The 22,690-nt window shown below is 41.5% G+C and carries 17 protein-coding genes; 3 read left to right on the top strand and 14 right to left on the bottom strand.

The genetic code is table 11. From position 1 onward, the window contains the following. Positions 1-21 precede the first annotated feature (21 nt). Both J2T13_RS16560 and J2T13_RS16555 read left to right on the top strand, forming a co-directional pair. Positions 22-1,188: a glycoside hydrolase family 130 protein gene (locus J2T13_RS16560; RefSeq protein ID WP_429373200.1), complete on the top strand. Its 1,167-nt coding sequence runs from the start codon at positions 22-24 to the stop codon at positions 1,186-1,188. A 483-nt stretch (positions 1,189-1,671) separates the two neighbouring features. After that, the gene (locus J2T13_RS16555) at positions 1,672-2,286 is read left to right on the top strand and encodes a hypothetical protein (RefSeq protein ID WP_429373198.1); all 615 of its coding nucleotides are present in this window, start codon (positions 1,672-1,674) and stop codon (positions 2,284-2,286) included. Between the two features lie 23 nt (positions 2,287-2,309). Here the strand turns inward: J2T13_RS16555 and J2T13_RS16550 are convergent, their stop codons facing one another. Both J2T13_RS16550 and J2T13_RS16545 read right to left on the bottom strand, forming a co-directional pair. Further along, complete coding sequence (locus tag J2T13_RS16550) at positions 2,310-3,371, bottom strand: LacI family DNA-binding transcriptional regulator (RefSeq protein ID WP_429373196.1); 1,062 nt, start codon at positions 3,369-3,371, stop codon at positions 2,310-2,312. Between the two features lie 318 nt (positions 3,372-3,689). Then, complete coding sequence (locus J2T13_RS16545; protein WP_429373194.1) at positions 3,690-4,643, bottom strand: alpha/beta hydrolase; 954 nt, start codon at positions 4,641-4,643, stop codon at positions 3,690-3,692. A gap of 165 nt (positions 4,644-4,808) precedes the next feature. Between J2T13_RS16545 and fumC the strand changes: the two genes are divergently transcribed. Next, the gene (fumC, locus tag J2T13_RS16540) at positions 4,809-6,200 is read left to right on the top strand and encodes a class II fumarate hydratase (protein ID WP_429373192.1); all 1,392 of its coding nucleotides are present in this window, start codon (positions 4,809-4,811) and stop codon (positions 6,198-6,200) included. Positions 6,201-6,255: 55 nt separating this feature from the next. Here fumC and J2T13_RS16535 read toward each other — a convergent pair whose 3' ends face one another. The 12 genes from J2T13_RS16535 to J2T13_RS16480 all read right to left on the bottom strand — a co-directional run bounded on the left by J2T13_RS16535 (position 6,256) and on the right by J2T13_RS16480 (position 22,644). Further along, positions 6,256-6,663: a GtrA family protein gene (locus tag J2T13_RS16535; protein WP_429373190.1), complete on the bottom strand. Its 408-nt coding sequence runs from the start codon at positions 6,661-6,663 to the stop codon at positions 6,256-6,258. Next, the gene (locus tag J2T13_RS16530) at positions 6,642-7,652 is read right to left on the bottom strand and encodes a glycosyltransferase family 2 protein (RefSeq protein WP_429373188.1); all 1,011 of its coding nucleotides are present in this window, start codon (positions 7,650-7,652) and stop codon (positions 6,642-6,644) included. Before J2T13_RS16530 ends, J2T13_RS16535 begins: the two co-directional genes overlap by 22 nt. 42 nt (positions 7,653-7,694) lie before the next feature. Then, on the bottom strand, positions 7,695-8,552 hold the full coding sequence (locus tag J2T13_RS16525) for a diguanylate cyclase domain-containing protein (RefSeq protein WP_429373186.1): 858 nt from the start codon (positions 8,550-8,552) through the stop codon (positions 7,695-7,697). After that, positions 8,549-10,627 (bottom strand): cellulose biosynthesis cyclic di-GMP-binding regulatory protein BcsB, encoded by a 2,079-nt coding sequence (locus J2T13_RS16520; protein WP_429373281.1) that lies wholly within the window; start codon positions 10,625-10,627, stop codon positions 8,549-8,551. Before J2T13_RS16520 ends, J2T13_RS16525 begins: the two co-directional genes overlap by 4 nt. Positions 10,628-10,647: 20 nt before the next feature. Continuing rightward, positions 10,648-11,898, bottom strand: a complete 1,251-nt coding sequence (locus J2T13_RS16515; RefSeq protein ID WP_429373279.1) for a glycosyltransferase family 2 protein — start codon at positions 11,896-11,898, stop codon at positions 10,648-10,650. Further along, positions 11,898-13,454: a hypothetical protein gene (locus J2T13_RS16510; RefSeq protein WP_429373184.1), complete on the bottom strand. Its 1,557-nt coding sequence runs from the start codon at positions 13,452-13,454 to the stop codon at positions 11,898-11,900. The genes J2T13_RS16515 and J2T13_RS16510 overlap by 1 nt, the downstream gene beginning before the upstream one ends. Before the next feature lies 1 nt (position 13,455). Beyond that, positions 13,456-14,949 (bottom strand): hypothetical protein, encoded by a 1,494-nt coding sequence (locus tag J2T13_RS16505; protein ID WP_429373182.1) that lies wholly within the window; start codon positions 14,947-14,949, stop codon positions 13,456-13,458. 29 nt (positions 14,950-14,978) lie between these two features. Beyond that, positions 14,979-16,106, bottom strand: coding sequence for a hypothetical protein (locus J2T13_RS16500; protein WP_429373180.1), 1,128 nt, complete (start codon positions 16,104-16,106; stop codon positions 14,979-14,981). 635 nt (positions 16,107-16,741) lie between these two features. After that, positions 16,742-18,517, bottom strand: a complete 1,776-nt coding sequence (gene cydC, locus J2T13_RS16495) for a thiol reductant ABC exporter subunit CydC (protein WP_429373178.1) — start codon at positions 18,515-18,517, stop codon at positions 16,742-16,744. Then, on the bottom strand, positions 18,514-20,241 hold the full coding sequence (cydD, locus tag J2T13_RS16490) for a thiol reductant ABC exporter subunit CydD (protein WP_429373176.1): 1,728 nt from the start codon (positions 20,239-20,241) through the stop codon (positions 18,514-18,516). Before cydD ends, cydC begins: the two co-directional genes overlap by 4 nt. Then, positions 20,241-21,257, bottom strand: coding sequence for a cytochrome d ubiquinol oxidase subunit II (gene cydB / locus J2T13_RS16485; RefSeq protein WP_429373277.1), 1,017 nt, complete (start codon positions 21,255-21,257; stop codon positions 20,241-20,243). The genes cydD and cydB overlap by 1 nt, the downstream gene beginning before the upstream one ends. Then, complete coding sequence (locus J2T13_RS16480; RefSeq protein ID WP_429373174.1) at positions 21,244-22,644, bottom strand: cytochrome ubiquinol oxidase subunit I; 1,401 nt, start codon at positions 22,642-22,644, stop codon at positions 21,244-21,246. Before J2T13_RS16480 ends, cydB begins: the two co-directional genes overlap by 14 nt. Positions 22,645-22,690 lie beyond the last annotated feature (46 nt).

Genomic DNA, 22,690 nt, shown 5'->3' with positions numbered 1-22,690 from the left:
AATTAGAGAGGATGAGAAAATATGAATTCATTATTTAATACTCGTAAACAACAACTCACCGAACGTTATGAAACATTGATTAACCGTAAAAATGAGAAGGTTCCTTATGGCAACGGAATCTATAACCGCCATCTACACCCTGTCTTAACCGCAGAACATGCTCCTCTGATCTGGAAATATGACTTCAATGCTGAGCGAAATCCATACTTTATGGAACGTCTAGGAATTAACGGTGTCTTCAATGCCGGTGCTATTCACTTGAATGGTAAATTCTATCTTGTTGCACGTGTTGAAGGAGTCGATCGTAAATCTTTCTTCGCTGTTGCTGAGAGTAACAACGGTGTAGATGGCTTCCGCTTCTGGGATCATCCCGTGGTACTACCTGAAACTGAAGATCCAGATATCAATGTGTATGATATGCGTCTTATTCAGCACGAGGACGGCTGGATTTACGGATTATTCTGTACAGAGCGTAAAGATCCCGATGCCCCAAGAGGTGACCTTTCTAGCGCTACCGCTCAGTGTGGTATCGCCCGTACGAAGGATCTGAAGACATGGGAGCGCCTAGCAGATCTTAAGACCGCTTCTGCACAGCAACGGAATGTTGTACTCCATCCAGAGTTCGTGGAAGGCAAGTATGCCTTCTATACTCGTCCACAAGATGGATTTATCGATACTGGATCGGGTGGCGGTATTGGATTCGGACTCTCTGATTCCATCGAGAATGCTGTTGTGAAGCAAGAAATCATTATAGATGAAAGATACTACCATACGATCAAAGAAGTTAAGAATGGTCAAGGTCCTGCACCCATCAAAACACCTAAAGGTTGGCTGCATATTGCCCATGGTGTCAGGAATACAGCAGCTGGACTACGGTATGTACTTTATGTGTTCTTATCCGATCTGGAGAAGCCACAAGTCGTTACGCATCGTCCTGGCGGTCACTTCATCGCCCCTGAAGGAGAGGAGCGTGTAGGTGATGTATCCAATGTCGTGTTCACCAATGGTGTCATCGCTCTTGATAATGGCGAAGTGTACCTCTACTACGCTTCCTCGGATACGAGAGTCCATGTCGCTACAACGACCGTAGATCAATTGTTGGACTATGCTATGAACACACCAGAAGACCCTCTACGCTCCTATGCATCTGTACAACAACGTATAGAGTTAATCAACGGTAACCTCTAATTTACAACGATATGCAACCTCAAGGTAAGCGACTCGTCGTCCCACAGGAGGGAGGGCACTCATTCACCGATGAGATTGCTATGTTGATATTCCTTTAATACACTCTATTGTTCCATGAGACCCGAGAGATGAACACTTTGTAGTGGACTCTATCGGGTCTTTTTTTAGTAACGGGAAATAACGGCTCCCCCTAGCCCTTGAAGGGCATGGCGCAGCCGTTATTTATTTCACCATTTATTAAGACTTTATTACTTCTCTTTCATTTGCCTATATATTACTATATTATTGAAAAATAGTACCATACTAGAAATGATATGTAATACTCACTTTTCCCCTACTTAAGTCTAGGATGAAATACCGTCTTAAGTCTATTTTGATAGGTCATGGTTATCACTTACAATACAGTTATATGAATTGAACCTAAATACATACTCACTCGTATATACATATGTGTAACAGCTTTAGACGTTTTAGGAGGATTGAATGATGATACCCGAGAAACAAATTTATATTCTTCTATCCGATACGGGAAGCATCTTAACCCGAATGATTAAGCTTTTTACTAGAGCGCCGTATAATCATGCCTCAATTGTATTTGATGATGAGTTAAATGATGTGTATAGCTTCGGTAGAAAGAAACCTAGTAATCCATTTGTAGCTGGATTCGTAAAGGAAAATGTCCATGAGGGATTATTTAGCAACGCCAAATGTTCTTTCTACAGTTGTTCTGTTGATCCTGATCTTTATGAGCAAATATACTTATACGTACAGAAATTTGAAGAAGACAGCGAGCAATATAAATATAACCTTCTAGGCCTTTTCTACATTCTGCTGAACATAGAAGTTCATCGCAAGAATGCTTACTTCTGTTCTGAATTTGTAGCTTCCGTATTTGCTGAGCATGGTCTTAATCTTGCTGGTAAAGCCTCTGCACTAACTCAGCCTGCAGACTTTGTGAATTCAGAGTGCTTACACTTGCTCTTTGAGGGAGATCTTTGCGTTCTAAGACGCTCCCATAAACCCGCCACCCAGTCCTTCATACATCATACCTTGAATGGAAGATTCCTTATGACCTCGAATTCATCCATTAAGCGCTGACTCAACATAAGCTACAAGCACAATCAGCACTCTCTCACTACAACAGTGGATTCACGATATAACACATCACCCGCAAGCATAATTTTCTCCATAGGTTCACTCGTATGATTAATTCGGCTTAATAGCCGCTCCACAGCACGACGTCCCATAGCTTCTTTCGGTACATGAACTGTTGTGAGAGCAGGCACTCCTCGCTCCTTAGACTCGTCAAGATTGTCAAAGCCTGTTACGGATACTTCTGAGGGTACTCCAACACCGAGCTCCTGCAATAAATCTAAACAAGTTGTAGCAATGAGATCATTCGCACATATAATGGCGGTCGGCAAAGCTTTTGCCTTCTTCTTCTTGAGTATCCAATTTCTAATATTCTCTTCAAATTGACCACTCTCAAGTCCTTCCAAGCTCTCCATCACCTCACTACCAGGAGATGGGTATAACCCATTCTCCTCCATGGCTGAGCGATAGCCCATGAATCGATCTCTGAAGCTTCTTGAAAACCGCACATTACCAATGAATTGAAGACTCTGATGCCCAGTGCCTATCAAATGATTCGTCATTCTGGCCATAGAATCTACATTATTCACGAATATAGTATCCGAAGGAATGAGAGGATCCTCATGGTCTACTAGAACAATAGGTAGGCCAATACGATGCACTTCAAGTAATAGCGGTGTTGAAATCTGACCTACACCAATCATACCTAAAATACCGTCTGGATTGAGAATATTCAGAAAGCTATCTACACTTTGCTCCGAAATAATGACCATTCCAAGCCCTTCTTCATCTAACTGCGAAGAAATCCCCGCCATGATCTTACCCCAATATAGTGAATCCTTCGTCTGAAAACGAATATTAGGCATAAGTACGATCACGGATTGCTTACCGTTTGCTTTCGGTATTTTACGTTCTGGTTTTCTGACATAGGCATTCTTCTGAGAGAAATAGCCGAGTTGAGAAGCCGCTTGAATAACCCTTTCCTTCGTGGCTTCATTCACTCCTCCTTTTCCAGAAAGTGCTTTGGAGACAACGAACTTAGAAACTCCTACATGATCAGCAATTTGCTGCATCGTAATTTTTTTGCTCATACTTCCTTTCACCTCTTGTCACGAAATGCTACAGATGTAATCATTATACATGGTGGACCAACTTACGTCATACTACTCTTATCAAATGTCGCTATTATGGCTTCGCGCCGTGTCTAGTCTTCTTCATCTGGATAACCCCTTTATTCTAACTTTGTTGTTCGCTCTTCATATATGTTATATAAAAACAATAATATTAGTATAACAAATTTATAAAGACTGTGAATGAAAAAGATAACAGCCCATGCTTATTACATCTAAGCGTGGGCTGTCACTTTAACTATGAAGTTATCGTTCGATGCGCCCATAGATGAATCAAACTTAGGCCACCGTACCTTCCTTAGAACTTACATAACGATTAAAGAATTCAACAAGCTTTCCCCCATACACTTCCTTATTAACATAATAAGCATTCCCGTGCTGCGCATGTTCTACAATCAATAAATCCTTCTCTCCACCCGCAACTTCATATAATTGATGAACCATTTCAAAAGGGACAAATTTATCCTCATCTCCATGGACAAACAGAATCGGTAAGGTTGTTTGGCTGACCTGCTTTATTGCAGAGGCTTCCCCGAACCAATAGCCTGCCCGTAACTTAGCCACCAAGCTGGTCATATAGATCAGAGGAAATGCCGGTAATTTATACATGGATTTTAATTGGTAGCTCAGAATATCCTTTGCCGAGGTATAAGCACAGTCCGATACGATCGCCTTCACCTGAGTCGGCAGTGGCTCACCACTCACCATAAGTACGGTAGCTCCGCCCATGGATACACCATGCAGGATTACCTCTGCATCCTTACCAACTCTGTGAATCATCTCATGAATCCACTGGATATAATCCTTCCGATCGGGCCAACCAAAGCCAATGTATTTACCTTCACTCTGACCATGACCACGATCATCCGGCATTAATACATGATAGCCCATTCCTTGATAAAGCTTAGCGAATTCTCCCATCTCTCTACCTTGACTTGAGTAACCATGTGCCAGAATAGCAATCTTATTCGAAGGCTGTGGCGATGGAATGAAATATCCTACCAGCTTAAGCCCATCATCTGAAATCATATGTAACGTCTCAATAGGTTGAAGGCCCATCCAACTTGTGGCGGAATCCCACGGGAACTCTGTTTTGACGAGATTAGGATCATCTACCAAGAATTCCTTCTTACTACGTAGAATACCTACATTATAGAAAAATAGGCTGGCACCAAATAAAATAGCGACAACAATGATTAGTACAGCAGCAATAATGATTAAAGTAGTGAGCATGGATTCATCTCCTAAAGTCAGCATTTCTATATATAATGTACCAATACTTCGAATAATCTTCAAATCAGGTCCAATTCATTTTTAAAATAGGTTAAAATTGTGATATATTGCGAAGGTGATGATGTTACACTATTACCGATTCAAGATTAAAGGGAGGAAGCAAATATGGAGTTCAGAATCGAAAAAGATACAATTGGAGAAATAAAGGTACCTGCAGATAAATTGTGGGCAGCTCAGACTCAGCGTAGTTTTGAAAATTTTCAAATCGGTACAGAGAAAATGCCCTTAGACCTCATTCGAGTATTTGCTATCCTGAAAAAAAGTGCTGCACTCACCAATGCTAAACTTGGTAAATTAGACCCTACCAAAGCCGATGCTATCGTTGCTGCTGCTGATGAAATCATTGAGGGTGCATTAGATGAGCATTTCCCTTTAGTAGTATGGCAGACAGGCAGTGGCACCCAGTCTAATATGAACGTCAATGAAGTCATTGCTAGCCGTGCAAATCAACTCTTGGCTGACAAGGGTAGTGAACTGCGCATCCATCCTAATGATGATGTCAACAAATCACAAAGCTCAAATGATACATTCCCAACAGCGATGCATATGGCTGCCTTGATCGCGGTCGAAGATCAGGTCCTACCGGCTATTGCCGAGCTGAAAGAAACATTCCGCCTCAAAACAGAGCAATTCCAAGATATCATTAAAATAGGAAGAACTCATTTACAGGATGCTACGCCTCTAACACTTGGACAAGAAGTAAGTGGCTGGCACCGAATGCTGGAGAAAACAGAAACTATGATTCAGAATAGCTCCGAATCCCTACGGGAACTTGCCATCGGTGGAACCGCTGTGGGTACAGGTATTAATGCACATCCGAAGTTCGGCGACAATGTTGCTGAAGAGATTAGCCTGATTACTGGAAAGACCTTTACCTCAGCTTCGAATAAATTTCATTCCCTTACAAGCCACGATGAGCTAGTCTATGTTCACGGCGCGCTGAAAGCGCTTGCCGCTGATCTCATGAAAATCGCTAACGACGTTAGGTGGCTGGCTAGTGGTCCACGCTGTGGAATTGGCGAGCTGATCATCCCTGCGAATGAGCCCGGCAGCTCTATTATGCCTGGTAAAGTCAATCCAACACAGAGCGAAGCTTTGACGATGGTTGTGTGCCAAGTTATGGGTAATGATGCCGCGATTGGTTTTGCTGCCAGCCAGGGCAACTTCGAATTAAACGTCTTTAAACCTGTCATTATTTATAATTTCCTACAGACCACTCGGCTTCTAGCAGATGCTATTCGCTCCTTCAATGACCACTGTGCCATTGGAATTGAACCGAACTATGCCATCATTGAGCGTAACCTGAATCAATCTCTTATGCTCGTTACGGCTCTTAATCCGCACATTGGATATGAGAATGCAGCTGCTGTTGCTAAACTTGCTCATAAAGAGGGTCTCACACTTAAAGAGGCTGCATTGCGAAGCAATTTGTTAACTGAAGCACAGTTCGACAAGGTTGTAAGACCAGAGAATATGATTCATCCAAAGGAAGATTAATTGATATAAAAGTACCCCGTCCACGTAGCCTATGAAAGACTACATGGACGGGGCATTATATGGAGTCACTTTTAAATACGAAATACTTTTGTGCAAAATAGTTCAACAATGTATAGATTCCAGCTCCAACTAGAGCTGTCAGATTCGTATGAACGACATCATTATCGATGATATCTCCGACGGTGAACTCGAATAGAATATAGCTAACAGAATAAGACACTAAATAACAACATAGAATGACGCTTGCGAATTTCCACATGGCTTCTCTATTCGATACATTGCTTTTAAAGGTAAAGTTCTTGTTTAGAAAATAGCTAACAACAGCCCCTATCGAATTCCCCATAAACGTTGAGATCCAATAGTTAGACCCGAATAGATTTATAAATAGAAAGGTAACGGATAACCCCACCGCTGTATTCAACAGACCCACACAGAGAAACTTTATGAAATCTCGATTAAACATCGTTCCTCCTCCATACTTATAACCAAAGCATCCAGCTTGATTTCTTCCGTATATTTAGGTCTATCCTTGACCTCTTTATATATTTTTCCAATATATTCTCCGATCATCCCCATGCTAACCAGTTGAACGCCACCAATAAACCAGATCGAGATCATAAGGGAAGACCATCCGCTAACGGCATTGCCATTGAATTTACTAGCCAATACATATACAGCAGTGATTATACTTAGTAAGAAGAACAACATCCCCATCATCGTGATAAATCGAATAGGCGAAACACTGAAGGAGGTGACTCCATCTAGAGCAAAGGAGATCATCTTCCTTAAAGGATATTTCGATTCGCCCGCGAATCTCTTATTTCGTTCATAGTACACTTTAGTTGATTTATATCCAATAAGTGGGACAATCCCTCTCAGAAATAAATTAACTTCCCTATAACGTTCCAAGCCATTTAATGCTCTTCTACTCATCAATCGATAATCCGCATGATTAAATACGAGATTCACACCCAGCAGTCTTAATCCTTTATAAAATATATTGGCACTCTTTCGTTTGAAAAAGGTATCTGTACTTCGATCACTTCGAACACCGTATACAATGTCATTTCCCTCTTTGTACTTACTTATAAATTCAGGAATAACGTCCACATCATCTTGTAGATCAGCATCAATCGAAATGACACAATCAGATGTCTCCTTCGCATGCAACAGACCCGCTAACAAGGCATTTTGGTGCCCTACATTTCTAGCAAGCTTTAAACCACTAATCTCAGGGTATGTCAGATTAAATTCTGAAATGGATTCCCATGTACGATCCTTACTCCCATCATCTACATACAAGACGCTACTTAAAGATGAAATTTGTTTGTTCGCAACTAACCCTCTCAATATCCTTGATAATCTTATCGTTGTTTCAAGAAGAACCTCTTCTTCATTGTAACAAGGAACTACGATTGTAAGTATGGGACTGTCATTACTGTGTACCATCATAAACCCTCCTTCTGAATCATTCATCACGATCCTAAATACATATCACACATCGTACTCCATTTGTTTTCTGGCCTCTACAATGAAATCAAGAGGTGTTGCAATAGATTCAGTTTGATATTCCACAGCTCCAACCCTAAGGTTCAGTTCTATCCTGTACTTGTCGGCCTTATCGCCGACATTTAGATCAATGACTTTTTCCTTCAATCGTTCAATGACTATATTTGCACCTTCGCGATCCGTAAAGAGGATCATTCCCCAGGTTGGGTTCTCTTTATCAAATATATAGAGAGAGTCATTCGTACGAATACTCGTCTGACTTAAAATTGAAACATCATTCATCGCTGCTGTCATGTCTTCTTCGCTCGTCATCCGCCGTATTTCATCCCAGTGCCTCACATTTATAATTAATAATGTCAGAGGTATCTCATAACGAGTTGAAAGAGCCATAAAAACAGCAGCATCTCGTTGAAATGAGAGACTATTCTTTAAGTTTGTATTTTCATCCATTGTAGCTAGTGAAGTATTACTCTTTAGCAATTGTTCCTTTTCTTCCTGCAACTGCTTATTCGCACGAGTAAGCAACCATGTCACAAAGGTTATGGCAGGCGCCATGATCAACCAAAAGTAACTTTCATCCCCTACCATAGATCCCTGAACAACACTTTGATAAAGCGTGAAGGTACCACTACCGAATATAAAAACAATACTTAGGACCAGTCCTGCTGTTAAACTCGTAAAATAGGTCACAATCGCTAGCATAAAGGATATATTCAAAAATATAATATTCTGAATATATTGATCAGGCTTACCTGCAACGAACACAATACATATAAAACAGATGACGAACAGCAGGAGAAAGGCAATATCCGAGACTAAATTACTTTGATGTCGCTTCATCATCTTTCACCCCACCTTCTATATTTGCGAATGATTAGAATCAGAGAAACCAAGACGAGTAATATGACTAATACCGAAGCTAGCATAAACCCAAGAACATCTCCCCGTTGAACCACTTTTTCTAATAACGTAGATTGCTTTGGGCTCACTTCCTTCTTGAAGCGGTAGGGATTAATCGTACCATCCTTGTCTGTCGTGACCCCGTCTCCATATATCTTCCAAGTGGCATTCTGACTCGCAATGAGTCTAGAAGATAGATAATAATACTCCGAACTGGCTCCTGTCACAGCCATAAGTCCATGTCCCGCTTCATAAGGCGATTGGATCAACTGTAGTGTACCTATCCGCTTGCCGTAATCGACATCAATGCTTACTTTCTCATTTGACTTAAAGCCAGTACCATCTGTTCCGTATTGAAAATAAAGGCTGTTATTGTGTTCCCGAATGACCTTATTGTTCTGATAGGTTCCGATGGCAATAATATTGCGATCTGATAAATCACTTTCGCCCACATTGTCCTCGTAAAAATTAAGTTCACCCGTATTCCCTTCTACATATCGACCCAATAAATTAAACAGATTGGAGAGCGATTGATATGTATAATGATCACGCTCTGTAGGCATGACAACGGCAACCCGATTTAAACTACCATCACGAATAAATGGATATGGGTAGTTATTAAATAATAAATCTAGTTTTTCTGTCGTGTTTAACTTTAATACCGTATCCTTCGTAATGAATGCCCAAGGCATTTGGTCCTGGTTCCGATAACATCCATCATTCTTAAGCTCCAGATCAAAAGCGACAGTAAGCGAAAAGTCACCTGATATATTCAGGTTTTTAGGAATAGGTAACGTCAGGGTATCCCCATCAGCCATTTCTGTCGTTAATCTCTTGCTCCCAATCGGTGTATCATTCATAAGGATCGTTACCATCGACCGATCAAAGTCAAGGTTCTTCGCATAGCGAAAATCCACACTAACTTTGCTAGCGTCCGCAATGGATCGGTTAGACGGAAGTGAAATGAAATAGCTTTTCTCCTGATGTCTCCAACCCTTAAGTTGGTCTCCAGTCTCCGTTAATGTCACATGACTATCCACACTCATAACGGGCTTCTCTACATCCGTGTCACGATTCACTATTTTGATATGACTATCTAATTGTTTCATTAAGTCTTGATTCGCTATAAATCTTCCTGCCTTCACTAATAACTCTGCATTGTTAGATGTAACGACTAACGTAGGTTGTTGATCCGTATTCACTAATTGAATCACTGCTACATTGTTTAAATCCTCTTGGACAAGCAACTTCTTAAGATCCTCTGGTAAATGATCATATGAAGAAACAACAACGATAGCTTTCTTACTTTTCAGAGATTCCGTCCCATAAGTCAGCATGGGGATCGTCTTATCCTCCAAACTATTCGCTTTCGCAAATCCCGTCAATGCATAGACGGCTGTCTCGAGTTCAGTAGAATCGCTCTGTTCAGGCACTACAATCGCACTTTGGTTAGCTCTAACGACGTCTATGCCAGTAAAGTACTTGTTAAAACCACGAATGCTCCCGTCTAATGCTACATTGGTATGATCTATATCCACACTTGTGGTACTGAAAATTTGGAGCCAATTATCTTGTTCTTCATAGCTTGTACATACATCCTTGTTTACATGGGTCGTCTGAATATCGCCTTCGATAAACAACGCATTGGAACCCTTCACGATGAGTCCCTTAGGTATAGTAAACGTTAATCGTTGCTTCACTTCATCCGTAGCGGAGGGCCTGAACGAATGTACATAAGTCCCATTGATCTTTAGAGTTACACTAGAACGATCATTCAAGGCTAAAGGAGATACCTTATAATCCAAATGAAGCAACACATCATTTACTTTCCAGTAGTCAGGTACCTGAAAGAATAGCTCCTTCGATACCCTTCCCCCTGACAAGGATACATTGGTATTGGTTAAGGCCATTTCATACGTCTGTGGAGACTTCAGTTCCACCCCTGCAGCCGATACTTGGCCAACTTGTACGAAAACGAATGACAATAAGACTATATATACAACTACTAATTTTCTCATCACGTGATTCTCTCCCTATCCTAATAACGTTCGGTTTTATACCATTTCACTTCTCTTTTAAATACTAAATCTTTCAGATAGGTGTACAAGCCATAAGCAGCTACAACCATCCACATCTGACAGTAGGAAACATACATCAGCATAATAATCCACAAGTTGGAGAGTCTCATCTCACCTTTTTCCGTTATTAATGTAATATACGTGCCTACGATAAACATCGTAATAGCCAGCATCCACAGAAATAAACTGAATCCAGCAATCGTAGTCCGAACATAACCTAAGGCATGAAGAATAAGCAGAACATCAGACATGACCAACGAGGTCAGCAACAAGAAGTAGATGGATAAAAAATATAATATATCGAACCGAATGTTCTTGGCCGAAGGATCAAATAGCAATCTTGCATTTTTCACAATCACGTAAATATTGCCCTTCGCCCATCGCGTTCGTTGTTTAAACCATACCTTCAGCGTTTGTGGCTCCTGCTCCCAAGTAACAGCTTTCGGCTGAAATTTAATTCGATACCCCATCATATAGATGCGAAAGCTAATCTCCGTATCCTCCGCAATCGCCTTCACATCCCAACCGCCAATATGCTCCACGATATGACGACGCATAATGAAGTTGGTCCCCGGGATCGTACACAACTTAAACAGTTTCCAGCGACCCGCCTGTGCCATCCACTGAAATGATAACGTCTCGATATTAATAAACCGTGTTAATAAGTTAGTATCACGATTACGCGTCCGAAATTTACCAACGACTGCCCCTAACGTTTGGTCATTCATAATCTCAGCCACTAAGTAACGTAAAGCTGTTTTCTCCGGCGTATTATCCGCATCGTAAATGGCAATAAGTTCACCTTTACTTTGCGCAAATCCGATGTTTAATGCATTGGATTTACCTTTGCCTCCTGTTATCGAATCCGTACTAATGATATTTAGATTTCTACTCGGATGTTTGGATTGGAGATGTTGAAGCAACACACCACTGTTATCCGAAGAGTTGTCGTTGATCACAATAATCTCATAGCGATCATGTGGATAATCTAGCGCGAGTAGCGATTCAACAGTCTTAACAATCACGATCCCCTCATTGTGAGCGGGTACCATAATAGAGACAAAGGGCATCTCTCCATCTATTTCTGGTATTTCTTCACCTTCAGATTGGACGTAGTACAGATAACCAGCCACAATCAGAACTACGTTCACAAGTAAAAGGGACCAAATACAAATCACGGAGAATAACATTAGAATATCTGCGACTGTCATCATTTTCTCCTCTGATTGATATATTTACGTAAATAAAGTCGATACCCAATGAGGAATAAATACCCAAAAATAAGAAGAGTTACGACAATAAGAACAATAAAAATCTTATTCTGAATATTAAATAGTGTGGAAAAACTCTGCTCTTGTTCTACCGTATAGGTATATTCAGAACTAACACTCCTGTAAGCATCATTCATATCCACGTTCTGACCATTTAAGCTTAAAAATCCGTTATCCGACGAAATCGCATTCGCCTGTGTATCAATCTCATGCTCTCCATATTTATAATCAGAAAACGTAATCCAGCTACCCATAAGTGCTTGAATGATCTCATTCAATTGTGCTTCATCGTCAGAGAAGTCATAGGTTATCGCAGAATCCATAGGAAGATCATGAGCGATTGTATCGGTATGTTCAAATTGCTGCAGAAAGTCTAATGACATACTGTACATGGAAGACATGAAGGCATGCGATGAGTCAGTCCGAGACCTGTATATTGGATTTATATTAGGAAATAGAACCACAGAATCGAAGAACCCCATACCATATTCAGCGTACTGTGCATCGTACGACCAATACATTTCAGCCCCTATACCCAAAGGAATAACGCCATAATCAGCTAGTACATCTATAAAAGACTCCATTTGCCCCTGCAGAATGGGACCATTATCACTAATTGTGGATGATACGATCGGTGTATTCACCAAAATACTTCCGTTCCGAGACTGTACATACTTCAGTGTCTCTAGATAACGTTGCATAGCGGGAAAGTCTGTGTTACTGAACACCGGTCTGACACTAATCATAAATGGAATGCCAGCATCATAGAGCTGGTCGGCCAATTTCTCCAATAGGTTCAAATCAGAGAATGGGTAGACCTCTTTGAATATAAGGTATGTCCCTCCTTGTTGGTTAACCTCCAGCCAGTCTTTTAGCACATAGGACATCGCAAGTTCACTGAGGTTCCCTTGTTCATAATAAGGAACATAAGCATAACGATCATTACGCACTCCATAAGGTGAATTATTTCCCTGGTTAGCTGACGTAAAATTCCCATAATAGGTGCCCTCAGCTTGTACAATATAAGGGAAATTACGCACTTGGATTCTTGGTTCTAAGAACTGGTCAATCGAGAGATCCACGAATTGCTCCGTTGCCACCTCCGTCTGAATGCTTAGCTCCTTTTGCACCGAAGTAGGAATCGCCGTTCCAATATGGAAATAGTCCTCTTCATATATCTCAAAATCATTTATGAAATCTATATTGGTTATGGTTAGTTCTACCGAATTCCTAATTCCGATGACCTTGGTATATCGCGATAATGTTCCTCTCTCATATTCATCGTAGGTTCCTGAGGTTACTTTAACACCGTAAGATGCAAGCAATCTTTGCAGGGTCTCAACATTACCTTCTCTAGATGTCCCTTTGGCCAAACTATCATAAAGAAGCAGGGCATGTGTGGGTTCTTCTACCGATGCGTATACGTTAGAAAAGGTCATACCGACCATCAGCATAAAGGTGATGATGAGAATCTTTGGTTTGACTAGCATGTACATGTTAAGCCTCACCTCCTTGATCCCCACGCAATAAACGTCGCCGGATGATGTCGGCTATGAACACGAAAGTGACCATGTCAAAGGCTGCCGTAAATAGAAACACATGCTTCGCCAAATCAGCATCTCCAGCCCCGATAATCGAAACCAATATGCCGGATAAACCAAATAAGATAAAGGTCATAACAAGCGGCAATCGAGTAGCCTCTCGTATCTTTTTAGCTCTTAAAGCCGAAATAAAGCTTGGCATATAGCAACCGATGACCACAACTATCCAAATGACAATAAAACCAAAGGTTCTAGGTGTAAGTAATTTTTTCATTTGACTGTATCCAGAGAAGAAAGTCGTCTGTTTACCTGCAGCATACCCCACAGATTTCTCGTAGTTCCCCATCTCTGGCGGACGGTTAATAAACGCACTTTTCGCTGCCAGATCGAACATCTTGCCTGCTTGTTCCGGATGGGTAAAGTAATATTTCAGAATAGATCCAAACCCATATTGACTATAGAAATTCTGTTCTAGTATTTCAGAATTGACATCTATTGTAGTGTTGAGCGCATAAAAAATACTTTTATCCAAAATAGCGTATTGTTTATTTATACCAAAGACACTCAGAGCATCCTCCGGGTCGTTTGCTTCCATAAGAATACCTCGGGTCATAGCATGATACTTGTTGATATTCACAAATTCTTTCGGAATTAAAGCGTAGGTGGCTATACCCGCAAATAGCAAAATGACGAGTGAAGAAGACATCAATACGCGAAATGTTCTTTGTTTTCGGATAAAGATCATCATAATCCCTGTACAAGCAATGATGACACCGACCGGTGCATTCTGCTGTTTACTTGTTGTTAGTAAGAGTGCGCTAAGCGTAAATATCACCAATAATATGTAATCGTTATACCTATTCCTGTACAGTAGTAAGCCCGATGCCAACATGAACATCAACATAATGAATACGACACTTTCCCCGAAGAAGGAATTGAAAAAAGCTGTATAACTCGTATCTCCAAACATAAAAATAGCTAAAAGTGCAATAGGATAACCATATTTCTTAGGTATTTTCCAAGTTAGACTTTCTACTAATAAATAAATCGCAATCGTGTATAACACCGTATAGATCGCCGCTTGAAATCGAATATCAAATACCTGTTGATCATAGAAGAGCTTATTTATCCATACGGAGAAGTGAATGAATAACGATTGTGATGAGACGACATCCGTACTATTCTCATTGAAATATTGAAATATCCCAAAGTTCTTAATAAAGTATCCTAAGTATTGACTATCGTAATCAGGAGCACTGAAATACAATCCGTTACCGTATAAAATACGGAAATAGTCTCCGTTGTCTGCCATCCCAATGTAAGGGGGAATAAATAATGTCATCACGGTAATGAGCAATACCCCAATTGCCGCTAACAAAGCGGGAGAAATAAATCGGCTATATGAAATAAATCGGTTCATCCTATGCCATTTGAATTTACTTGCTGACATGCTGTTTGCCTTCCTCCCTTATTACCCATTTAGTAAGCAAAAGCCAACAATGCCATCAGATTATCGAAGGAGTAGGCTGTTTGTGTCCTTTCATCCCCAAACCCACCATAAAGTAGACTATCTGTATCCAGAATCTGATATTGGCTTATTCTTCGAATACTATTCTCATAAAGTTCATGATCACCAATCTGAGAACCGATCATCGCTGTAATAGCGTAAATAGCAGTAGATTGAATATCATTCGTTGGAGTTCCTTCTAGGGTGTATTGACCATATAACGTACCACTCTTAACATGTTCTTTAAGATAACGAATGCTTGACGGATTCTGTTGTTTCACTTCGGACAGTGAGAGAATAACAAGTAGCGATTCAACGGTATTAATATTCTCGGAGCTATAGGAGCTCGTCTCATATTGATATCGAGTCTCGTAGAAGGGGAATGGATCAGACAAATATCCATCCTGAACAACACTCAGCATATTGGAGGATAGTTGTTGAGCTTTATCGGATTTAATCGGAAGCTTCTGTAGTGTTGTTAAGTCTATATAACATAAAGTAATGAAATCATTCGTCATCTTGTAGCTCTCATCGTAGAAATCATAGACATTCCGATCCTTCACGTTATTCTCATAAAATCGTCCACCATACGTATCGGCTTCTTCTGTATAACGAGCATCTTCGAACATATCCCCAGCTTCATAAAGTGCACGAATGATCCGTAGATCATCTACTGCTGCGTTTAGCGAATAGCGTTTATCCGTCTTCGGGCTATACCGGTAACTAAATCCCGAAGAAAGATTAAGAGTTTGTTTAGCGAGGGCCCACTCTTTATCAAATGCATCCTGCTGCTTAGTCATCACATAATAACGCATCATTAAACCTTCAGATTCGCTCAACACCTCATGTCCAGTAGCCACATTTAAGGCTTGGTCAGTATCCAGATAATTCGTAAATATACCATCACTTCCAGAAAGCCTATTTATAATAAATTGGTATAATACTTGTCGTTTCTCTTGATTGGGCAAGCGATCTCCATAGTGATTCTCAGACGTGACGGAATCTACCAACGTTTGCTTAGGTTGATTAAGTCTTCCGAAATAAATAAATAAAGAGCATAGTACAAAAATACCTAGAAATAGAGCAATTCTTATTTTCATACATCTTGGCTCCTTTTGTAACTATTTAATACATCCTGTATTGAGAATCCCCTTAAAGCACGAAAAATGTCGTATGATTGTATAATATAGTATTTATCGCACTTTACCTAACTACACAAATCACAACAAAACCATCCAACTAGATCTCAATACCTATAAATAACCATATAATAAATTCTATAAACTCTTGCATTATATACAAGAAAGACCTTAAGCACTTCGAGCGCCCCAGGTCTTTCCAGCTGATTCTGATGATTCTGGCGCTTTCGACGGCTTATTTTTGGCACTTTTCGACTATCTTCTGCATTTTTCGATACTTTTAGGGACTTTACGACAACTCTCAACACCGTGCGCGCCTATGGTACTCAGCACTAGTTGGCATATAGGGCACTAAATCTATCGCAATTCCTCGCAATCGTTATCTCACATTTCGATTTCCGTGGTGAGTATGTATCGCATCTTTGATTCTGTAAAGGAAATCATCGACCTCTGACTCAACCCTTTCCTCAGAATTATATACTTCCTACTAACACAAAAGGACACCTTACGGTGTCCCTTTGTGTTAGAGTTCATTTGATGGGCAGGAAGGTTCAGTGTCAACTGTAGTTGCACTAAGAGCGTTAAAACGATCACAATTATTTAAAGAAGACCTCCGGCCGATCGAGATGATACAGATTACGATACCGCGGATATTGCGCCATGAGCTCCACATGAGAACCTCGCATCTCAATCTTCCCATTCTCCATAAAGATGATCTCATCCATATGTTCTGCGCCTACTAAATGGTGAGTAACCCAGATCAGTGACTTCCCTTGCATCGTCTCAAAGATCGTGGAGAGTAACTCATTCTCCGTGCGCGGGTCAAGACCTACTGTCGGTTCATCCAGAATAACTACAGGCGTGTCCTGCAGCAGTACGCGTGCTAAGGCAATACGCTGCCGCTCACCACCGGAGAAGCGCTGTCCGGTTTCATGCATCGGCGTTCTGTACCCTTCTGGAAGTGACTCAATTAAAGCATCCATCTTCACTTTAGAGGCTACATTGCTGATTTCCACATCTGATGCCTCTAACTTGCCTAGTCGTATATTATTACTCACCGTTGTATCGAATAAATGTGGACTCTGATTCAACACAGCGATAAGGCTTGGGATGTGCTCTCCAAATTGCTCCACATCTACACCATGAATCGTCGCAGTTCCTTTTTCAGGAACAATGGCTCCTTGGATTAATTTCAGCAAGGTAGACTTACCAGCGCCACTACGTCCGATAATCGCCACTTTCTTACCTTGTGGAATGTCTAGTGTGATATTCTCGAAAGACCATGGTGTGGTAGCATCGTAACGGTAAGATGCTTGATCTATCTTAATATGCGCATTAGAACCAGCGATGGCAAGCGTCTCTTCTTTACTCATCTGCATCTCCGTAAGCTTACGGTTACCCGTCACTTCACCTTGTCCAACGGAGTTATCCAACTCCGCTAATCTTGCAAATGAGCCTTGATACCGCGGCATTTTCTCAACAGCCTCAGATAGGGGCAAGAATGCATCCATCAGTGGGAAAATAACGAGTACAAACGCAGCAATCATCGTCGAAGGAATTAGTCCCTCCGCATACTGCTGACCAGCCCAGTACAACATGCTAACGACGATGACACTGACCACGGCTTGACCGATAAGATTTCTCCACCGTGACCAGCCACTAAGCTTACGATCAATTCGAGCGACCTCAAGCTCATCCTGCTCATAGGTATGAACAAATTGTGCGGGTCTACCACTGATGACCCAATCACTCATCCCCAGTACAGCATCCGTTAGCGTCTGGTACAATCGACCATGCTTACGCTGTGCCTGCTTATTCTTAGACTTCGTAACCCACAATGAAATCCAAGGTAAGACGAGGATCAGAATCAACAAATACAATGCCATCACCAGGGCAAACCTTACATCAAATTGACCCAGTACCGTGATGGATACGATATATAGTACCACCGCAATCACACTTGGAAAGATCGTACGTAGATAAACATCCTGTAATTTCTCAATATCATCTGACAACACGCCAAGAATATCACCTGAACGAAATCTGGAAGAAATAAATAGCGCTTGCGGTTCTAGAATACGGTACAGTTGTACACGCATTTTAGATAGAATACGTAGAATCGTATCATGTCCAACGAGACGCTCTACATAATGGATCACCGACCTGCTCGTTCCGAACGTTCTTACGAGAACGATCTGGACATACACCATCAATATATTCTCAGGACGAAGCGCGGACTTTGAGATGAGGTACCCAGACGTATACATCAAGCTACTCGCGGTCAGTAGCGTTAGAGTACCTAGCGCGATAATAATGACAAACCGCCAGAAGTATGAAGAGATATAGGGCCGCAGCCATGGATTGTTTCTCATAGCACTCCCTCCAATTGCGATGCAATCAATGCATGATACACGCCTTTACGATCAAGGAGTTCGTCATGCGTGCCCACCTCAGCTACTTTGCCTTGGTCCATTACGATAATTAGATCCATATCCGGCATCCAGTGTAAGCGATGCGTCGCGAGGAACACTAATTTCCCTGCAAAAAGAGAAAGCATCGTCTCTTTCAATTCATACTCTGTCTCGACATCTAAATGCGCTGTTGGCTCATCCAATAAGATAACTGGCCGATCACTGAGAAATGCACGAGCCAGCGCCACACGTTGTGCTTGTCCACCACTTAGGGGTCGCCCACCATTCCCGATGACCTCATCAAATCCATGAGGCAACTGACTTACAAGGTCAGCTAAACCTGCATTTACAACAGCTTGTTCAACCTCCGTTTGAGATGCATTGGGTGTGTAGAACCGGACATTATCCGCAAGACTGCTGCTAAACAGATAGGGACTCTGTGGAATGTACGTCATTTGTTGCTGCCATGCTTCATCCATTAAATCGGTTAGTTTATGTCCATTAAGCTCTATTGAGCCAGATGATGGCTCTAGGAAACCACTAAGAACATCAATCAACGTTGATTTGCCTGCTCCACTCTCTCCAATAATCCCGATCTTAAGCAGACCCTGAATCTTGACACTCACATCATGTAAAGAGTGCGGACCCTCTTCCTCATACTGCACTTGCACATGAGAGAGGAGTAGTTGACTATCTGCTGTCCATAAATAGGCAGACTCAGGCAATCTTCCCTTAACTTTCTGAACAGGCATATCAATAATCGCTTGAATAGATGCCCCAGCCTCTTTACCATTCAGAGTAGCATGGTAATCCGCTCCTACCATCCGTACCGGGAGGAAATACTCAGGAGCCAATATAAGGATCGTTAGTGCCGTTACAAGCATCATATCCCCGTTCACCAGCCGAAGTCCTAGACCCACCGCTACAGAGGCCACAGAGAGCATGGTGAAGAAATCTAGGGCGAATGATGACAAAAAGGCAACACGCAGTGTACGCATCGTTGCAGTTCTGTACTTATCACTTACACTTCCAATGGAGCTGATATGTGATTTACTACGACCTAAATATTTCAATGTCTCTAATCCACGTAACGAATCCAGGAAATGATTCGCTAGCTTGTGATAAGAATTCATTTGACTGTCTACTTGTTTACGCGAAGCTAAACCAATTAGGATCATAAAGGCTATTAGAATGGGCATCGTCACTACTAAAATAATGGCGGATTGAATGTCCTGCGTAAATACATAGATGACAATGACCATCGGTATAATCATCGTGGCCACCATCCGTGGGATAATGAGCTCAAGATAAGTTCGGAACTTCGATATGCCATCCAAGACGAGCGTTACCAACTTGCCTGTGCCTTCCTTTTTAGCAAAACGTGGTCCGAGTAGAAACAATTTATCCATCAACTGTTTACGGAGCAACGTCCCCGTAGTCTCCGCAAAGCGATGTGTAATCTTCTGTTGAAAGAAATTCGTCAAATGGCGAACTAGAAATGAGACAACAAACATAAGAATAGCTTGATTTTGTTCTTGTAGTGGAGCACCGGCAAAGAGGGCGGAAATCACTTCCGATAACCCTCTTGCCATGAGCAGTATGGATACACTTTGCACCAAGGTCAGCAGTGCCACCGCCGCAAAAACAGGCTTAATCCCTTTGAAGCCCAGTAAATTACGGTCCATTAGTATTCCATATGTTCTTTCTCGTTCACCCGTTTATGGAATACGAAGTAACTCCACACTTGATATCCCAAGACGAATGGAAGCAATGTTAAGGCGACAATGGACATGACCTTGAGTGAATATTGCCCAGATGCAGCGTTCGTAATTGTTAAACTAAAAGCATCATTAATCGAACTAATCATCACTCGTGGGAACAAACCAATAAAGATCGAAGCGAAGGACAAAGCAATCACAGCACCTGTCATTCCAAAAGCCCAAGCATCCTTCTTCCGAGCAATGAAGAAGCCAGCTAATAGGTATACGATCATTCCAACAATAGCAATCAGGGTCAGAATCGTCCCCCGAACTTCAAATAGATCTGTTACGTAATAGGTCATAACTCCAAAAGCTACAATTAGAACTGCAAGTGGGATAAGAAGTCTCTTAGCCATAATACGAGCGCGTTCTTGTAAGCTTCCAAGCGTTCTTAACGTCGTAAACAATAACCCATGTACCAAACATAGAACGACAACGGTAATACCGCCTAGTAAGGTATACACATTCACAATATCAAAGAATCCAGCATTCATATTCATGTCCTCGCCAATAGGTACCCCTTGAATCAGACAAGCGAATACAACTCCGAACAATAGTGGCGGAAGTAGGCTACCGAAGAAAATAACGATATCCCAAGTTCTCTTCCAGCGTTCTGAATTCACTTTACCTCTAAATTCAAAAGCCACACCACGGCCTATCAAAGCGAGCAGTACAAATACAAGGGCGGTGTAGAATCCACTAAATAATGTGGCATACCAGTGCGGGAAAGCTGCAAACATCGCACCCCCTGCTGTAATGAGCCATACTTCATTGGCATCCCAGAACGGACCTATAGAATTAATTAATACACGACGCTCCGTGTCATTCTTGGCGAGAACCGTTGTGGACATCCCTACTCCAAAATCAAAACCCTCTAAGAAAAAGAAACCAATAAATAGCACAGCAATCAACAAGAACCACAACTCATTAAGAGACATGATAACCCTCCTTATCAAATGGGTCGTGAGATTGTTCATCCATGGAATCCGAATGATTCGGCCCCTTTTTGATCACACGAACAAATAAATAGACCAATATAAATGCTAATATCGTGTACGCCAGCGAGAATGTAATTAAGGAGAATAAGATCTGTCCTGCCGAAACGTTGGGTGAAATGCTATCTTCAGTCTTAAACAATCCGAAAACCGTCCAAGGTTGACGACCAATCTCAGTCATAATCCATCCCGCCCAGTTTGCGATAAATGGTAATGACATAGCCCATATCATGATACGCATAAACCATTTGTTAGGTTGATCTAGCTTCTTACGAGCAACTAAATAGACTCCATACATTGACAGAAGAATAAGAGCCGAACCCGCTGCAACCATGATACGGAAACTCCAGAAAGTCGTACGTACGGGTGGGATATAATCCCCAGGTCCATATTGTTCTTCATACTGAGCTTGAAGCTCATTCATCCCTATAACTTCTCCCGAGAATTTACTATAGGACAAGAAACTAAGTAGATATGGAATCTTGAAGGTTACCCCATTCTCCTTCTTCTCCGGATCAATCGATGCTATAACGGTCCAAGGAGCTGGGTCAGAGCTTGTTTCCCAAAGTGCTTCCGAAGCTGCCATCTTCATCGGTTGAGTCTCTACTAGATACTGCGCCTGGCTATGCCCAACGAGTGCAACCCCTATAGATGAAACCATTCCCACTATAATAGCAATAATGAAAGATTTCTTGAAGAATTGAACATCCTTCTTTTTCAATATTTTATATGCGCTGACACCTGTAACCACAAAAGCTCCGGTCATGAATGCCGCAAGAATCGTATGCGGGAATTCCAATAATACCTGTCCGTTCGTAATCAATGCAAGGAAATCATTCATCTCCGCTCGCCCATTATTAACGGTAAACCCTACAGGTCTTTGCATGAACGAGTTCGCGACTAGAATCCAGAAAGCTGACATAATTGTCCCAATAGAAACTAACCATATACACATGAGGTGAAGTTTCTTCGATAAGCGGTCCCATCCAAAAATCCACAATCCGAGAAATGTAGATTCCAAGAAAAATGCAAGCAATGCTTCGACAGCAAGCGGTGCCCCGAACACATCTCCTACAAATCTAGAATAATCCGACCAGTTCATCCCGAACTGAAATTCTTGCAATATCCCCGTAACCACACCAACCGCAAAGTTAATCAGGAACAGGTGCCCCCAGAATTTAGCCATCTTTTTGTACTCTTCTTTACCTTTTATAACATACATTGTCTCCATAATCGCGATCAACAGTGCTAATCCGATAGACAAGGGTACAAAGATAAAGTGGAACAGCGTTGTCGACGCAAATTGAATGCGAGAGAGCATAACCGGATCCATGGTTCTAATCCTTCTTTCTATTGATAATTTTATAACATCTTTTTAT

Origin of the sequence: Paenibacillus sp. DS2015 (genome assembly GCF_050433705.1) — a bacterium.
In the GTDB taxonomy this organism is placed as follows: Bacteria; Bacillota; Bacilli; order Paenibacillales; family Paenibacillaceae; genus Paenibacillus_AQ.
Note: the sequence above shows the minus strand (reverse complement) of the source record. Positions and strands in the feature narration are given on the sequence as shown.

Bases quoted from the DNA above. Each gene is read 5' to 3' on its own strand.
- J2T13_RS16480 (WP_429373174.1), bottom strand. From the start codon at position 22,644: ATGGATCCGGTTATGCTCTCTCGCATTCAATTTGCGTCGACAACGCTG.
- J2T13_RS16520 (WP_429373281.1), bottom strand. From the start codon at position 10,627: ATGAGAAAATTAGTAGTTGTATATATAGTCTTATTGTCATTCGTTTTC.
- J2T13_RS16550 (WP_429373196.1), bottom strand. From the start codon at position 3,371: ATGAGCAAAAAAATTACGATGCAGCAAATTGCTGATCATGTAGGAGTT.
- J2T13_RS16515 (WP_429373279.1), bottom strand. From the start codon at position 11,898: ATGACAGTCGCAGATATTCTAATGTTATTCTCCGTGATTTGTATTTGG.
- J2T13_RS16510 (WP_429373184.1), bottom strand. From the start codon at position 13,454: ATGTACATGCTAGTCAAACCAAAGATTCTCATCATCACCTTTATGCTG.
- J2T13_RS16545 (WP_429373194.1), bottom strand. From the start codon at position 4,643: ATGCTCACTACTTTAATCATTATTGCTGCTGTACTAATCATTGTTGTC.
- J2T13_RS16530 (WP_429373188.1), bottom strand. From the start codon at position 7,652: ATGATGGTACACAGTAATGACAGTCCCATACTTACAATCGTAGTTCCT.
- J2T13_RS16525 (WP_429373186.1), bottom strand. From the start codon at position 8,552: ATGATGAAGCGACATCAAAGTAATTTAGTCTCGGATATTGCCTTTCTC.
- J2T13_RS16535 (WP_429373190.1), bottom strand. From the start codon at position 6,663: ATGTTTAATCGAGATTTCATAAAGTTTCTCTGTGTGGGTCTGTTGAAT.
- J2T13_RS16500 (WP_429373180.1), bottom strand. From the start codon at position 16,106: ATGAAAATAAGAATTGCTCTATTTCTAGGTATTTTTGTACTATGCTCT.
- cydD (WP_429373176.1), bottom strand. From the start codon at position 20,241: ATGGACCGTAATTTACTGGGCTTCAAAGGGATTAAGCCTGTTTTTGCG.
- J2T13_RS16505 (WP_429373182.1), bottom strand. From the start codon at position 14,949: ATGTCAGCAAGTAAATTCAAATGGCATAGGATGAACCGATTTATTTCA.
- cydC (WP_429373178.1), bottom strand. From the start codon at position 18,517: ATGAGAAACAATCCATGGCTGCGGCCCTATATCTCTTCATACTTCTGG.
- J2T13_RS16560 (WP_429373200.1), top strand. From the start codon at position 22: ATGAATTCATTATTTAATACTCGTAAACAACAACTCACCGAACGTTAT.
- fumC (WP_429373192.1), top strand. From the start codon at position 4,809: ATGGAGTTCAGAATCGAAAAAGATACAATTGGAGAAATAAAGGTACCT.
- J2T13_RS16555 (WP_429373198.1), top strand. From the start codon at position 1,672: ATGATGATACCCGAGAAACAAATTTATATTCTTCTATCCGATACGGGA.